General features: G+C 32.2%; 14 protein-coding genes. 6 read left to right on the top strand and 8 right to left on the bottom strand.

The window, feature by feature from the left end; translation table 11 throughout:
- Positions 1 to 36: 36 nt before the first annotated feature.
- The 4 genes from ACWA1F_RS06885 to menD all read right to left on the bottom strand — a co-directional run bounded on the left by ACWA1F_RS06885 (position 37) and on the right by menD (position 4,786).
- Complete coding sequence (locus ACWA1F_RS06885) at positions 37 to 870, bottom strand: 1,4-dihydroxy-2-naphthoyl-CoA synthase (protein WP_012024845.1); 834 nt, start codon at positions 868 to 870, stop codon at positions 37 to 39.
- A gap of 805 nt (positions 871 to 1,675) precedes the next feature.
- Positions 1,676 to 2,530, bottom strand: coding sequence for a CvfB family protein (locus tag ACWA1F_RS06880; RefSeq protein WP_456892738.1), 855 nt, complete (start codon positions 2,528 to 2,530; stop codon positions 1,676 to 1,678).
- A gap of 165 nt (positions 2,531 to 2,695) precedes the next feature.
- The gene (locus ACWA1F_RS06875) at positions 2,696 to 3,037 is read right to left on the bottom strand and encodes a DUF2853 family protein (protein WP_456892736.1); all 342 of its coding nucleotides are present in this window, start codon (positions 3,035 to 3,037) and stop codon (positions 2,696 to 2,698) included.
- Positions 3,038 to 3,124: 87 nt separating this feature from the next.
- Positions 3,125 to 4,786 (bottom strand): 2-succinyl-5-enolpyruvyl-6-hydroxy-3-cyclohexene-1-carboxylic-acid synthase, encoded by a 1,662-nt coding sequence (menD, locus tag ACWA1F_RS06870; protein ID WP_456892734.1) that lies wholly within the window; start codon positions 4,784 to 4,786, stop codon positions 3,125 to 3,127.
- Positions 4,787 to 4,963: 177 nt separating this feature from the next.
- Here menD and ACWA1F_RS06865 point away from each other — a divergent pair, with 177 nt between their 5' ends.
- Together ACWA1F_RS06865 and ACWA1F_RS06860 are read left to right on the top strand one after the other, a co-directional pair.
- A complete protein-coding gene (locus tag ACWA1F_RS06865; RefSeq protein ID WP_456892732.1) occupies positions 4,964 to 6,139 on the top strand; it encodes a thioredoxin family protein in 1,176 nt (391 codons plus the stop codon).
- A 16-nt stretch (positions 6,140 to 6,155) separates the two neighbouring features.
- Complete coding sequence (locus tag ACWA1F_RS06860; RefSeq protein WP_456892730.1) at positions 6,156 to 6,653, top strand: GNAT family N-acetyltransferase; 498 nt, start codon at positions 6,156 to 6,158, stop codon at positions 6,651 to 6,653.
- Between the two features lie 236 nt (positions 6,654 to 6,889).
- On the opposite strand, the gene ACWA1F_RS06855 is transcribed toward ACWA1F_RS06860, so the two are convergent.
- The 3 genes from ACWA1F_RS06855 to ACWA1F_RS06845 all read right to left on the bottom strand — a co-directional run bounded on the left by ACWA1F_RS06855 (position 6,890) and on the right by ACWA1F_RS06845 (position 8,771).
- Complete coding sequence (locus ACWA1F_RS06855) at positions 6,890 to 7,444, bottom strand: cysteine hydrolase family protein (protein WP_456892728.1); 555 nt, start codon at positions 7,442 to 7,444, stop codon at positions 6,890 to 6,892.
- Positions 7,445 to 7,528: 84 nt separating this feature from the next.
- The gene (locus tag ACWA1F_RS06850) at positions 7,529 to 8,107 is read right to left on the bottom strand and encodes a Crp/Fnr family transcriptional regulator (protein WP_456892726.1); all 579 of its coding nucleotides are present in this window, start codon (positions 8,105 to 8,107) and stop codon (positions 7,529 to 7,531) included.
- A 79-nt stretch (positions 8,108 to 8,186) separates the two neighbouring features.
- Positions 8,187 to 8,771, bottom strand: coding sequence for a glutathione peroxidase (locus ACWA1F_RS06845; protein ID WP_456892724.1), 585 nt, complete (start codon positions 8,769 to 8,771; stop codon positions 8,187 to 8,189).
- 755 nt (positions 8,772 to 9,526) lie between these two features.
- On the opposite strand from ACWA1F_RS06845, the gene ACWA1F_RS06840 reads away from it, so the two are divergent.
- From ACWA1F_RS06840 to ACWA1F_RS06825, 4 genes are all read left to right on the top strand, one after another.
- Positions 9,527 to 10,057: an RNA polymerase sigma factor gene (locus ACWA1F_RS06840; RefSeq protein WP_306154941.1), complete on the top strand. Its 531-nt coding sequence runs from the start codon at positions 9,527 to 9,529 to the stop codon at positions 10,055 to 10,057.
- A complete protein-coding gene (locus tag ACWA1F_RS06835; RefSeq protein WP_456892722.1) occupies positions 10,057 to 10,845 on the top strand; it encodes an anti-sigma factor in 789 nt (262 codons plus the stop codon). Before ACWA1F_RS06840 ends, ACWA1F_RS06835 begins: the two co-directional genes overlap by 1 nt.
- 100 nt (positions 10,846 to 10,945) lie before the next feature.
- The gene (locus ACWA1F_RS06830; RefSeq protein ID WP_456892720.1) at positions 10,946 to 11,332 is read left to right on the top strand and encodes a DoxX family protein; all 387 of its coding nucleotides are present in this window, start codon (positions 10,946 to 10,948) and stop codon (positions 11,330 to 11,332) included.
- Between the two features lie 5 nt (positions 11,333 to 11,337).
- Entirely contained in the window at positions 11,338 to 12,069 is a 732-nt protein-coding gene (locus ACWA1F_RS06825; protein ID WP_456892718.1) for a DUF3667 domain-containing protein, read from the top strand.
- Between the two features lie 489 nt (positions 12,070 to 12,558).
- Here the strand turns inward: ACWA1F_RS06825 and ACWA1F_RS06820 are convergent, their stop codons facing one another.
- Positions 12,559 to 15,786 (bottom strand): cytochrome c biogenesis protein, encoded by a 3,228-nt coding sequence (locus tag ACWA1F_RS06820; RefSeq protein ID WP_456892716.1) that lies wholly within the window; start codon positions 15,784 to 15,786, stop codon positions 12,559 to 12,561.
- Positions 15,787 to 15,865 lie beyond the last annotated feature (79 nt).

The raw sequence follows: 15,865 nt of genomic DNA, 5'->3' as shown, positions 1-15,865 counted from the left end.
GAAAATCTAAAATCTTAAATCTGAACTCTAAAATATTTAAGGAAGCCACTTATTTTCACCGAAGTTTGGTTTTCTTTTTTCTAAGAAAGCATTTCTTCCTTCTTTTGCTTCTTCTGTCATATAAGCTAAACGAGTTGCTTCTCCTGCAAAAACTTGCTGTCCGACCATTCCGTCGTCTGTTAAGTTCATGGCAAATTTTAACATTTTTATAGAGGTTGGCGATTTTTGAAGAATTTCCTGAGCCCACTCGTAAGCAGTTGCTTCTAATTCGTCGTGAGGAATTACAGCATTTACCATTCCCATTTCAAAAGCTTCTTGTGCAGAATAATTTCTACCTAAAAAGAAGATTTCACGTGCTTTTTTCTGTCCTACCATTTTAGCCAAATATGCCGAACCGTAACCACCGTCAAAGCTTGTTACGTCTGCATCTGTTTGTTTAAAAATAGCGTGTTCTTTACTGGCAAGCGTCATATCGCAAACTACGTGCAAACTATGTCCGCCACCTACAGCCCAGCCTGGAACAACCGCAATAACCACTTTAGGCATAAAACGAATTAAACGCTGCACTTCTAAAATATTCAAACGGTGCTGTCCGTCGTCACCAACATATCCTTGATGTCCGCGTGCATTTTGATCTCCACCGCTGCAGAAAGAATAAACCCCGTCTTTTGTAGAAGGACCTTCAGCAGAAAGTAAAACCACTCCAATTGAAGTGTCTTCTTGTGCATCGTAAAAAGCTTGGTATAATTCTGAAGTAGTTTTAGGACGGAATGCATTTCTAACATTTGGTCTATTAAAAGCTATTCTCGCTACTCCATTGCATTTTTTATAAGTTATATCTTCAAATTCTCTGGCTGTAATCCAATCCATTTTGATTTTTTTTGTTTAAAATAATTATACGGTAAAAATAAAGCATTTTTACTACTTTACCTACTTAATCTGCCTTAAGTCTTTACTAATTTGGCCTGCAATGTTAACAATTGGTATTTACTTACAAAAAATAACATTTTTTAACATTAGTTTAGAAAAATAATATTTAATTTTACACCCTAGAAATCAATGAGATACAAAACATTTCAAAGATTTCAGATTGATTTTCTTTCACTGATTTATTAACCTAAAAAATGATTTTTTTGAGAAAATTTAAAAAATTTGTCGCTCATTTTTTTAGGGTTTTAAGTAACAAACCTCAATTAAAAGAGCAAATGATTTATGTGTTTGTCGAAACTTCAAAAAGAAAAAAGTAACACCTAAGGTTAAATGTTAGAATTGTTATATAATTAGTATAGGAATGATAACGAAAAAGAGGAAAAAGTACTAATTCACACTTTCTAAAAGTTATTTATAAACCAATGGATGAGCCGTGAAATTATTTTTTTGCTTTTAAGATAGGTGCATTAATTGTTTAAAAGACATACCATCAATGGGATAATTTCTAAAATTTATAAAGCTATTGTTCTGAGATGGATTCGAATTATTTTATTTCTGTTTTTTTTTAATTACAATTTTTTTTAAAACTGAATAAAAAGCGAAAGGCTGCTCGTAATGGGCAGCCTTTTGTGTTATAATAATTTTGCTGAAGCAAAATAAATTCCAATTTTTTAAATTCCAAATCCCAAAATAGACACTAGCATCAATTGGAATTTGGAATTTAAAATTTGGAATTTTTAGATTTTTATTCTTTAACCAAATAAATTCCATCATCTTTTATTTCAATCAGTTTTTCTTTGTATAAAGAGCCAATCGCTTTTTTGAATGACTTTTTACTCATTTTCAAAACGGTTTTAATATCCTCAGGATGAGAATCATCGTTTAAACGAAGGAAGCCTCTGCTGGCTCTTAATTCACTTAAAATTTTCTCGGCATTTGGCTCAATGCTTTCAAAACCTTGAGCTTGAAGCGCTACATCAATTTTATTGTCAGGACGAATGGTTTTAATGTAACCGCGCATTCTGTCGCCAGTTCTTATGGCATCGTCATAAACTTCATCTTTATATAAAAGTCCTTTGTGCTGCTCGTTTATGATAACATTGATTCCCATGTCGGTAATATGAGAAACAATTAAATCCACTTCTTCTCCTTTTTCAACAGTCAGATTATCATTGCTCAAAAACTGATTGGTTTTACTTGAAGCCACTAAACGATTTGTTTGTTTATCTAAGTACAAATAAACCAAGTAACGTTTTCCTTTTTCCATCGGACGTGCCTGTTCTTTGAACGGAACCAAAATGTCTTTTTCCATTCCCCAATCCATGAAAGCCCCCACATTATTGATGTAATTCACTCTTAAAAGAGCAAATTCATTCAATAAAATATACGGAACCAAAGTGGTTGCAACTGGTCGTTGTTCGTGATCTAAGTAAACAAAAACGATTAATTCTTCGCCAATTTCAAATACTTTTGGAACGTATTTGTTTGGAAGTAAAACATCGTGAATTCCATCAGGATCATTCTCAGGATCTCCTAAAAACAAACCAACTTTGGTATCACGCAATATAGTTAGAGTATTGTATTTTCCTATTTCTAGCATCTTAATATTTTTCTAAGCAGTATAACCGCTAAGTTTTTAAGGTGCAAAGGTACGAAGTTTGGCGTGGCACAAAGAAATTAATTGTAACAAAACGCCATTTATTCTTAATAAATTAGAAAATCCCTTTATGCATAAGCGCAATAAAGGGATTTTGAGTGAATTTTATTATTTGAAAATGCTTTCTTTTTTAAAGTGCACCGTAAGCAAATAGTATACTACTGCTCTATATTTGTGCTTGTTAGATTTGCCATATTTTTCCATAACAGCATCAATTCCTTTGTCTAAATCTGGACCATTTGTTAAGCCTAACTTCTTGATTAAAAAGTTGTTTTTTACCGTATCTAACTCCGATTGTTGCGAAGAAGCTACCGTAGAGGCATCGTCATTATAAATTGAAGGTCCGCAAGCAATTGTAACTTTAGTTAATAAATCTGCATCAGCTGTAATTCCGCATTTCTCTTTTAAATCGGCAGTGTACTTTTTAATTAAATCTTCTCTTGTGCTCATAACTATAAAATTAATTTGGTGAATAATCACCAAAGTTATGAGTAAAGCAGTTTTAAAACAATTATTTTAACAAATATTTTCTTTCAATTAAATTAAGTATTTGAAATACTTTTTTAGAATAAGATCATTGGCTAATGTTGGCGTAAAAACTTCTAAAATACATGGGGCATCATTAGAATTATATAATGATTGAACTCTATTTTCTAAAGTTGGAATGTCTTGTGCCGTATAATAATTCAATCCGTACATTTTTGCCAAATGTTCAGCTGTTAGTTGATGCGATGTTTCGAAATAAGTGTTGAAAACCGGTTTTTCCTCATGTCCTGGAAGAATTCTAAAAATTCCTCCTCCTCCATTATTAATCAAAACAATTTTGAAATTTTTAGGAATGTACGAATTCCATAAAGCGTTACTGTCGTATAAAAAACTAATGTCTCCCGTAACAAAAACAGTCTGTTTTTCGCTTCCTAGCGCAGCTCCAATTGCGGTAGAAGTGCTCCCGTCAATTCCGCTTGTTCCTCGATTACAGAAAACTTCAATAGAATCATCAATGTCAATTAATTGTGCGTAACGAATGGCAGAACTGTTGCTAATTTGAAGCATGCTGTCTTTCGGCAACGATTCAATTACTTTTTCGAAAACTTTAAAATCTGAAAATTCTATTTTATTTAAATATTCTTTTCTTCTTTCTAGCCTCATTTTGTAAATCGCATCGATATTTTTGAAGTAATTACTTTTTACAAAAGATGTTTTTGAAAGCAAGTCTTTGAAGAAATCATTTGGCTGCATTTCAAAATGTTTTGTCAGCGCTCCAAATGTATCGTAAGCGCGTAAAGTATCTATATGCCAATGGTGTTTTGGCTTGTATTTTCGTAGAAAACCTTTTATTCTTTTTGACACCACCATTCCGCCAAAAGTCACTAAAACTTCTGGATTAAATTCTTTAAAATCAGAATCATCAAACGGAGTAATTAAAGTATCAATTGAATTAATAAAACTTTGGTGATGAAGGTTAGAAGTCGTTTCTGTAAGCACAACAACTGACGGATCTGAAGCTAAATTCTCGATAATTTCTTTATCAATAGTATTGGCTTCATTTACTCCAACCAAGATCAGTTTTCTTTTTGCAGTATTCCAAACAGAGATAATTTCATCGCTGTTTTCTATGTTTTGTGAACTATTTTCAGATTTTAAAACTGTGATTTTTGGCTGTACAGAAAGTTCTTCTGTCGTTTCATAAAGAGGTTCTTCAAATGGAGCGTTAATATGAACTGGACCTTTTTTTAGAATTGCCGTTTCGATAGCCAAATTGATCTTCAAATCGTTTTCTTCTGAAGCTTCTTCGGTTAAATTGGCATTAAAAACAGAATGATTGGCAAAAACATTTTCCTGACGAATTGTTTGTCCGTCACCGATATCAATTTTACTCTGCGGACGATCTGCAGAAATCACAATCAATGGAATTTGGCTGTAGAACGCTTCTGCTAAAGCGGGATAATAATTTAACAAAGCAGATCCTGAAGTACAGACTATAGCGGTTGGCTGTTTGGTCTGTTGCGCAATTCCCAAAGCAAAAAAAGCGGCACATCGCTCGTCTGCAATACTGTAACAGGTAAAATTTGGGTTTTGAGCAAATCCGATCGTTAACGGTGCGTTTCTAGATCCTGGAGAAATTATAATATTAACAATGCCTTTGGCAGATAAAATTTCGATAATGCTTTGTGCAAGCGCTATTTTGGGGTAAATCATTACGGTCGTGTATTACTTTTTTCAAAGAAAATCTTCTATCAGATTGTTCTTTATCTTGCTTACAAAGTTACAAACTTCGCACTTGATTTATAGTATAATTAGGAATATATTAAGGCTCTTTACCGAAAAAGGGAATATATTTGTAAAATCGAATAATTATTAAAAGTCCGACTTGATATGCGTTTTTTATTTTTACTTTTTTTAGCTGTTACTTTTCAAACGATAACTTCTCAGAATCAATTTGTTCCTGTTGATGTTCCGTACAAAACGGCTTTAGAAAATGCAAAAAAAGAAGGAAAACCAGTTTTTGTAATGCTTTACGCCGACTGGTGTCCGCATTGCAATTTAATGAAAACGGAAGTTTTAAAAGACCCTTCTGTTCTTGATTTTCTCAATAAAAATTTTGTCTGCACTTATAAAAATATTGAAAAAGAAGAAGGAATTGCTTTAAAAGATAAATTCAATACCAAATCGCTTCCGACTTTTTTATTTATAGACCATAATGAAACGCTGATTTATGCTTTAAAAGGTGAAATGAAAAAAGCTGAATTTTTAAATGAATTGAATAATGCTTTGAATCCGAAAATGCAGTTGCCATATTTAGAAAAACAGTTTTTGGCAGATCCGAGCAATTCTGATAAATTCTTTGTTTATCTGAATACTTTAAAAAAAGGAAAAGACAGAACGGAATTATCGATACCAACACATATTTATTTAAATACGCAATCTGACAAACAATTGGTTAGCGAATTAAACTGGAGAGTTATTGCGAATGGAGTAACTGACATTAAATCTAGGGAATTTCAATATGTTTTAAATCATCAGAAAGAATTTGCTGCTGTTGCTTCTCAAAACCGCATTGACCGTAAAATTGAGAGCATTGTAAACGAACTGCTTCGCCCTCTGGTTGATAATTTAGACACGGTTAACTATTATAAACAAAGAGAAGTTGCCAAATCAATCCGATTGCAAAAAACTGATTCTTTGGTTTTTAAGTACGATCTGACGTTAGCCGAAAGAACTGAAAAATGGAATTTCTATAAAAAAGTGACGCTAGAAGATACTGAAAAATTGGTTTGGAATGATGCCAGTTTCTTAAAAGATATAGGAAACACTTATTTTAAACATATTAAAGACACCGAAAGCTTGAAAAAAGCTATTTCTTGGGTAGACCGTTCTTTAGAATTAAGCGATTCTTATGATGGAAATCTGTTGGAAGCCAAGCTTTATAACAAAATAAAAAATAAAAAGAAAGCTTTGGAATATGTCAAAAATGCCAAAGCCATAGCCAAAGAAATGGACTGGAATTCTAAAGAAGCAGATACTTTATTGGCTGAACTGAACACCAAATAAACCGCAATAAATATCCATGAGCATTATTTTAAGACCTGCAACAGCAAACGATTTGCAAAAGATTCTAGAAATTGTAAACCATTCTATTTTACATACAACTGCAAATTACAGTTACGAAACGCAAACTTTAGAGGTTCAGACCAAATGGTTTGAAGATAAAACAGTTAAAAATCTTCCTGTAATTGTAGCCGATCTGGATGGCGAAGTAGTTGGTTTTGGAAGTTATGGGCAATTTAGAGAAAAAATAGGCTATCAATATACGGTAGAGCATTCTGTATATGTAGTTGACAATATCATTGGAAAAGGAATTGGTTCTAAACTTTTAACAGAATTAATTCGCTTAGCCAAAGAGCAAGGTTATCATGTTATGATTGGTGCAATTGACGCAGATAACGCAGGAAGCATTGCCTTTCATCAAAAATTTGGATTTGTTGCTACAGGAACGATTCGTGAAGTGGGCTACAAATTTGACCATTGGCTGGATTTGGTTTTTATGCAGTTGATTTTGGTTTGATTTTTAACCGCAAAGGTCGCTAAGAATTACGCGAAGGACGCAAAGTTTTTTTATGGCAAAATCCGACAGGTTTTTAAAACCTGTCGGATTTTAATCTGTTAAAATCTGTATCTAAAATCTTTTCCAAAGAAAATAAAATCCAGCTTTGCGATCTCTTTCAACGCAACGATAAACACAAGCTAAGCAAAATTCCTTAGCGCTCTTTGCGTTAAAAAAAGCTACAGATTATAAAAAAACTATATTCCTAAATAATTATCTGTCGTTATTACAGTAGCATACAAATTGCCTAAAGCAGTCAATCCAGCAAGAACAGATTCATGGATTTGCTTGGCAGGAATACTATTTCCATAAAGAGTTCGGTCTTCAGTAGCACAAGCATCCCCTATAATAGTCGTTCTGTATCCTAAATCCATAGCGCTTCTGACAGTTGCGGCAATACATACATCGGTCATCATCCCGCAGATTAAAAGTTCTGTTATTTGTTTTTCGGCTAAATATTGCTGCAATTCTGTATCACGAAAACTATTAGGATAATTTTTAATGATTATTTTTTCACCCGCATGAGGTTTTACATCAGAATGTATTTCGGCACCAATTGTATTTGGAAAAAAGAAATCTGCGCCTTCATTGGTCGAAAAATGCTGAATATGGATAATCTCAATATTTTCGTCCCTGCTGTTTTCTAATATTTTTTTAGCGTTTTTAGAAGCAATTTCGGGCTGATATAGAACATGGTTTCCATTTGCAAAATAATCATTTTGAATATCGATAAGTACTAATGCTTTTTTCATAACTATTGTTTTAAAAATTTATTTGACAAAAATATTTTACTTTATTCTCATAAATTTTGAACTAGTTCAAAAAAGCTTTTCGCTTTATCCTTTATTAATTCTTTTCCTGATTTTACTTAAAAACTCATGTGATATTCCTAAGTAAGACGCTATTTGCTGTTGGGTTATGCGCTGAGGCAGTGAAGGATATTTTTCTAAAAATTTTAAATATCGTAAATCGGCAGTTTGCCCATGAGATGAGATAAGACGGCGCTGAAAAGCAACTAATGTTTTCTGATTCATAATTCGAAATAATTTTTCGACTATTGGCAAACATTCATATAAATTATCTTTATCCTTCTTTTTAATTAATAATAATTCGCAGTCTTCCAGCGCTTCAATTGATAAAATTGAGGGAACTTGATTCATAAAACTATCAATATCAGTTGCCCACCAGTCTTCTATGGCAAAATATAAAATTTGTTCACTGCCCGATTCGTCTTCATAAAAAACACGCAAACATCCTTTAACGACAAAGGCTTCAAAATTGCATATAGCACCTTTATGAAGTAAAAAATCTTTCTTTTTTAAAGAGATCGGATGAAAATTACTAGAAAAAACTTCAAATTGCTCGTCTGAGATTTGGATATGCCTCTCTATATTTTTTCGTAATTCTTTGTACATATAAAATTGAATTTGCTTTAAATTAAAAAGCGGTTATTCGCACTGAAAAACCGCTTTTTAATTTTTATTTCAATTGATTTTAGCTTTTAATCCAGTTGATTACTTCTGGTTCAGTAACTAAAGTTTTTGGTTTAATCACTTTAACCAATTCTCCTTTTTCGTTGATTAGGTATTTTTGAAAGTTCCATTCTACTTCAGAATCCTGCAATCCGTTTCTTGATTTTTCAGTTAAGAATTTATAAACGTCACACATATCGCTTCCTTTAACTGAAACTTTATTCATCATCGGGAAAGTCACGCCATAATTCTGCTGGCAAAAAGTTTCGATTTCTTTAGCTGTTCCAGGTTCTTGTGAAGCAAAATTATTAGCAGGAAAACCTACGATTACAAAACCTTTATCTTTATATTCTTTATAAACAGCTTCTAAATCTTTGTATTGAGGCGTCAATCCGCATTTTGATGCTGTATTGACAATCATAATTTTTTTCCCTTTTAGCGAAGCAAAATCAAAAGTGTCTCCTGATAGATCTTCAACTTTAAACTGATAAATGGTTTCTTTTGTCATGGTTTTATCTGTTTTAGATAATTTAGTTGTGCTCGTTTGAGCATTTGTCTGAGTGCTTAAGAAAGCTGCTCCAAATAGTATAAAAAGTATTTTTTTCATCTTGTAATTTTTTATAAAATTAGGCAAAAATCATTTTCTACAAATTTAATTTTTGCTAATCAAAAGTTAAATAAAAAAATGAAGCCTAACGTTAATCAGACGTTAGGCTTCCCCCCATACAAACAAATCAAACCATGAATTAATTATTATGCTATCTTTTATAAAATATAGTTGATGACTCGGTTATTTTCGAAAATTTCTTTCCCCCAATATGCTAAACGTGTTCAAAAAATCTTTAAATGGCTTGTATGATGTAAATTAAAATCCTAAAATTATTCGAGAAACATATTAAAAAAATCTTCTTTTTTGGAAGTCCGAGTACATCAACTATTCAATATCTTTTTATTTTATCAAATCCTAATTCTTAACTGCTACACTAGTTGAGCTGCCTAATAAAGTCTTTTTTACAAAATTTTTTTTAGCACAAACACTCAAAGTCAAAACTGTTGTTAATCCAACTATTAATATTCTGACTATTATTTTGCTATCCATACGTCTTTAATAATATTATAACAACAGCTTTTTTACTGACTTATATAAGATCTTTCTCATCTTATTAAATACATTTACGTAATCGGATTGTTTTTGGTTTTAAAAAAATGAGAAAAAATGCATTTTTTTTCTGAAGCCCTTATTTTCTTAGGGTTTGGACTATTAAAAAAAATACAAAAATCAAAGAAAAATAAATTAACTTTATAAACAGGTTAGCATATAACGGCTTAACTTTTAATGTTTAAACTTAAAAATCCAAATCTATGAGTCAAGAAGAACTGCTAGTTTTAATTTACAAAAAGGACGAAAAAGCTTTTACGCACTTGTACGATATGTACTCAAAGAGCTTATTTTCTGTCATTCATGTCCTAATCAAGAATCGCGAAGAGGCAGAAGATGTGCTTCAGGATGTTTTTGTCAAAATCTGGAAAAACATCGATTCTTATAACGAGAGTAAAGGACGGTTTTACACTTGGATCCTTAATATCGCTAGAAACACCTCTATCGATAAACTTCGTTCTAAAGACTATAATAACACACAAAAAAACCTTTCATCAGATAATTTCGTAAATCTCTTAGACGAGAGCAATAAATTGAGCCACAAACTTGATGCAATAGGAATTCAGGAATTTGTAAAAAAACTGAAACCAAAATGTATCGAAATAATCAATTTGTTATTCTTTAAAGGATATACCCAGCAAGAAGCTTCAGAAGAATTGGCAATGCCACTGGGGACTATCAAAACACAAAACAGAAACTGTATTAACGATTTACGTAATTATTTGAAGATATAATGGAAGCACAAGAATATATAGAATCAGGAATTTTAGAGCTGTACGTTTATGGCCTATTAAGTGAAAAAGAAAATCTGGAAATTGCTGAACTGGCCAAAAAAGCGCCAGAAGTAGATCAGGAAATTATTTCGATCGAAAAAGCCATAATTGCACTTTCTTCTAGCTTCTCTCCTTTTCACTCTGTTGAAAATTTTGAGAAGATTAAAGCGCGTCTGGAACTAAAACATGGAAAAGTAGTCGAAATCAAGCCAGCTTCAAACTGGTCTCAGTATGTGGGCTGGGCAGCGGCAGTGCTTTTACTTTTAGGTTTAGGCTACCAAACTTTAGAATTGACAAAAAGCAAAGAAGAAATCTCTACTGTTGGAAATGAGAAAAACAAAATCCAAAGAGAATTTGCTTATTTGAGCCAGCAGAATAAGGAAACGGAGAAAAACTTAGGAATTGTAAGAGACATCAAAAATACGGGTGTAACTCTTGGTGGTCAGGCAGTTTCTCCAACTTCGTTTGCAAAAGTATATTGGAATCAGCAAACCAAAACAACTTATATTGACGCGGCTGGTCTGCCAACGCCTCCAAAAGGTATGGTGTATCAAGTTTGGTCTTTAAAGTTAAGTCCTGTGCTTACACCAACAAGCATTGGTTTACTGGATAATTTTGAAGGAAATTCACAAAAAATCTTTGCTGTAAGCCAAACAGATTCAGCAGAAGCATTTGGAATTACTTTAGAGCCTGCAGGTGGAAGTCCTACTCCAACAATGGAACAGCTTTACACTTTAGGGAAAGTCTAAAAATCAATAACTTAAAACTCTTAAGAACGCATATTAATTTATTTGATATGCGTTTTTTTATTATTTTAGGGTTACTAATTTTCCAAAACCAACTATAATCATGAATGGAACTTTACTTCTAAGAATTGCTGTAGCTATTATTCTGCTTACGCATTCTGTTTTCGGAATCTTCAATAACGGAATAAATGATTTTGGAAATCTCTATCTCAATCAAGTAGGATTCGCTCCTTTCGGACTTTATATAGCTTGGCTAATTAAAATATCACATATAATTGCGGCTATACTTTTATTGCTCAATAAATATGTCAAACTCGCGGGATTTGTCACGATTTTTATTTTGATAATGGGAATTGTAATGGTTCATTTTCCAGAAGGATGGTTTGTAGTTGGTGGAGGAAGAAATGGCTGCGAATACAATTTCCTTTTAATCTGCGTTCTTTTGGCTATAATGTATCCTTCTGGTTTTTCTAAAAAAATAAATTCATAAGATTAATGGCAACAATCTGCAAAAACTGTAATACTACTTTTACTGGCAAATTTTGTAATAACTGCGGACAAACTGCAGATACACACAAAATAAATTTTCATTTTTTGTGGCATGATATACAACATGGCCTGCTGCATTTTGATGAAGGAATACCTTATTCTCTGAGGCAACTGTTTACGAGACCTGGGCATTCTATCCGCGAATTTATTGAAGGAAAAAGAGTCCGCCATTTCAAACCTTTATCTCTAGTTGTTGTTTTAGCGACTCTTTATGGATTTTTATTTCACTACTTTCATCTTAATTATCTAAACACTAGTTCTGATAATTCTTTTGATTATGAAAGTATGAATGATTGGGTTCTCACTCATTTTTCTTGGACAACAGTTCTCACAATTCCTCTTTATACTGTAGGAACTTATATTGCTTTTAAAAACCAGGGCTATAATTTTGTCGAACTTTTTGTATTGAATACGTTTAAAGCATCACAAAGATTATTTGTTCAGATTTTGACATTTCCCGTGGCGCTTTATTTATATAAATTAGGACACTCACATTGGTTTCAGACCATCACTTATTTAATTGGATTAGTACTTATATTTTGGACTAATATTCAGTTTTTCAACAAAATGCCAAAAGCAAAAGCTTTTATTTTATCAATAGTTAGTCATCTTATATTTTTAATAATATTTATAATTATTCTCACTATTATTGTTTTAATAAGTGAAATTTTTACATAAACAAAAAGGGATTTACCACAAATAACACATACTCCTTACTGAAACAACTTTATATCATTGGTACAATCTCTATTAATTTGTTTTTAAAAAGCTCTAAATCAAAATATTAACAAATAAAAACCTATTATATTTATTTTATTTATAAGATTTATTTTACTTATTAAAAAAATAAATTTATATTTACAAATCAAATGGTTCTGCAGAAACATTTGTTAAATTAATTGTATAACATATGAAATTTATTAGATGAAGAAAGGAGGTATATTATGGGATGGTTAGCTGAACTTTTTGCAGCTTTAGCGGGAATTTAATTCTTGATAAGCCAAATTATTATTAAAAAGGTTGTCTCAAAAGTGAGACAACCTTTTTTTTGAGTTCTAAAACTCTGTTAATTGCAGAAATTTTAAAATTTTAAAAAAAAAAGGGAAAGTTCAACTATCTATTTGCTAAACTTTCCTTTTTATAAATCGATAATAATTACTTTTATAATTATTTTTTAACTTTTTTGGTTTTATAGTATTTTCTATATTTTGGATATGTTACAGCTCCAATTATTGTAATAGTAACTAAACAGTAGTAAATCCAGTTTAAAGAATGCGCTTCACCGCTTGCATACGAGTGTAAACCTACTAAGTGGAAATTTACTCCATAATAAGTAAACAAGATCGAAACAAAAGCATACATGGTCATTAAGTTGAAGAACCATTTACCTCTTAAAGCAGGAACAAAACGAGCGTGAATTACAAATGCATAAACCATAATCGAAATTAAAGCCCATGTTTCTTTTGGATCCCAACCCCAGTAACGTCCCCAACTTTCGTTTGCCCACTGTCCTCCAAGAAAGTTTCCAATAGTAAGCATAATAAGACCAATTGTAACTGCCATTTCGTTAATGTAACTTACTTCTTTGATATGCAAGTCCATTTTAGCTTTGTTTTTATCATTCGTAAAGAAAATCAATACTAAAGCAACAAAACCTAAAATCATTCCTAAAGCAGTCGGACCATAACTTGCTACGATTACCGCTACGTGAATCATTAACCAATATGAATTCAAAACAGGCTGTAAGTTTGCAATTTCTGGATCGACCCAATTTAGATTTGAAGCAAAGAAAATCATAGAGGTTACAAAAGCAGCTGAAGCAACCGTTAATTTTGATTTTCTATGGAAAGCCAAGCCAAAGAACATGGTTGACCAAGCTACATAAACTATAGACTCATAAGCATTACTCCATGGTGCGTGGCCAGAAATATACCAGCGTGCAATTAAAGCAACGGTATGCAATGCAAATATTACTCCTATTAATATATGGAAACCATTTACAGTTATACGCAAGAACTTTTTATCAAAGAAAATACTGAATAATGTAAAAATCAGCATTAAAATTCCTGCCATAGAATACCAATAAGTCATCTTTGGTAAAACATCATACGTATTATAAGCAATCTCAAGATCAATTTTTCGTTCGCTTGGACGCACTTTAGCTCCAAATTTCTTTTGGAATCCATTTATGCTTTCTACTAATTGATCTGCTGTATCCCAATTTTTAGAAATTGAAGCATTATTTAATGCGCTAAAATATAAAGGGAGAATTTGTTTCACGTAAGTAGAATCCATTCCTTTAAAACCAGCATTATCACGTTCCAGATAAGAAGCCCATTTATTATTGGAATCATTTGGAATAGGGAAAATTTTCAAAATCCTTCCGCTCAATGCAGATTCCATTATATTTACTTTTTTGTCTGTTTCAATAAAGTCTTTCTCAAACTGATTTGGATTTGCCGCTTTGTAAGCTGCATCTAAATAAGGAGACAGTTTATAATTTCCTTGTTCATCAAAGAATTTTACAAATGGCGCATATTTATCTTTTGAATCAATTCCAATGATTTTACGTATACTATCGTTTCCTGATTTTATATAAATTATTGGGACTTGAATCCAAACCTGACCGTATTGCGTCATCGATAAAAATACCTGATCAGAATTCATTCCGTTGTATTTATCATTATGACTTACTTTACGAAGCAGTTCAGATGAAAACGTATTAATCGGCTTCATTCTTCCTCCAGCATCCTGAATAATTAAACGTCCAAATTTTGCTGCGTGTGCTTCTGGCGCTTTATAAATATTCAATAACGAATCTAATTGTTTTTTGCTTGGTGGAGCTGTAACGTGATTCGCATGATCGTTTGGATCTGCACTATGATTATGTTCGTGTTCATGAACATGTCCCGGCGTATGAACGTGTGGTGCTTCCTGAGCAAAACCATTTAAACCAATAAATAAAACTAAGATGGTTATTAGTTTTTCTTTTTTCTTTTGAATGTTTTCTAATTTCTTTTTCAAATCTCCAAAACGAGAATGTTTAGTAAACATAATTGCCATTAAACCAATGTATAATAGAAAGTAACCAAAATAAGTGATATTCGTTCCCCAGAAATCGTGGTTTACAGATAAAACAGTTCCTTTTTCGTCTGGGTCAAATGAAGACTGGAAGAAACGATACCCTTGATAATCTAAAACGTGATTCATAAAAATATCAGCATCAAAAGTTTCCGTAGAATCTTGAACTGTTACTTTACTTTTATATGAAGAATAACTTTTCTCTGTACCAGGGTATTTTTCAGCAATAAAGTCATTCAAACGAATTTTAAATGGTAAAACATAAGCTTTACTTCCGTAGAATAAAGAATATTCGATATTGCCAATTTTTACTGTTTTAGCTTCTCCAACCTGCCCTTTAGAGCCCATAAGCATTACTTCTTTTTCTTGTCCTTCAGCTTTTACTTTTACTACTAAAGCATCAGAATGAGATTTTGCTTTAAAATCATTATTCGATTCGTAGTCAACTTTACCTTTCATTGGAGGCTCTGGAAATACAATTCTGATATCTCCAATGCTGTATAATGAACGCATCATTAAAGGCTGTACATTATCTTTTGTAACTTTCCCTTTAAACTGATCTGCCATTCGCATAAACTCCCCTTCAAAAGGAGTCTGAATAGTATATTCTTTTCCAGCTGTATTGATATTAATCGCACCGTCTGTCTGCTTGTTTAAAGCAAATAAAACATTGTGAATGTTCTGAACTTCACCTTCTTTTAGGTAATGCTCTTCTCGCCCACCTGCTCCAGCTTCAACCAATTTAATGTATAAAGCTCCATTTGGATCTGGTTTAACCACTTCCTTCGCTCCCATGATGTAATTTGAGTACGAAACCTCAAAAGGAGTCTGGTCAAATTTTCCTGAAATGCTGAAATTATTATTGGTAACAGGAGAAAGTAAAAGGCTTTTTTCAAAAACTCTTCTTCTTGGCTGACCTTTATATTCGCCATCAGCAAAAATCGTCAAGAATGTTTTATCTGAATATACTTGATTTTCAGCCGCTCCTTCGCGAATTGGCATCATACCTTCATAACTGATATAACGTGTAATGAAAGCTCCTAAGATGATAAAAACAAAAGCAAGGTGCAATAAAAGCGTTGCCCATTTTTCTTTTTTATGCAATTGGTATTTTTTGATGTTTCCGAAGAAATTGATCATGAAGATGGCCATAATTGCCTCAAACCACCAAGTATTGTAAATTAGTATTCTGGCTGTATCGGTGTTGTATTTACTTTCGATAAAAGTTCCAACACCCATTGCAATTGCGAATGTTAAAAAAAGAACGGCCATTAATCGTGTAGAAAACAAAAAAGAGAATATTTTTTTATCCATTTCTTAGGAATTACATTGTATAAAAGTGCGACAAAAGTACTTAAAAATGTTGATTAGCAGGCTTCGGCTTTTGTTAATA

This window comes from Flavobacterium erigeronis (assembly GCF_054075165.1).
Note: the sequence above shows the minus strand (reverse complement) of the source record. Positions and strands in the feature narration are given on the sequence as shown.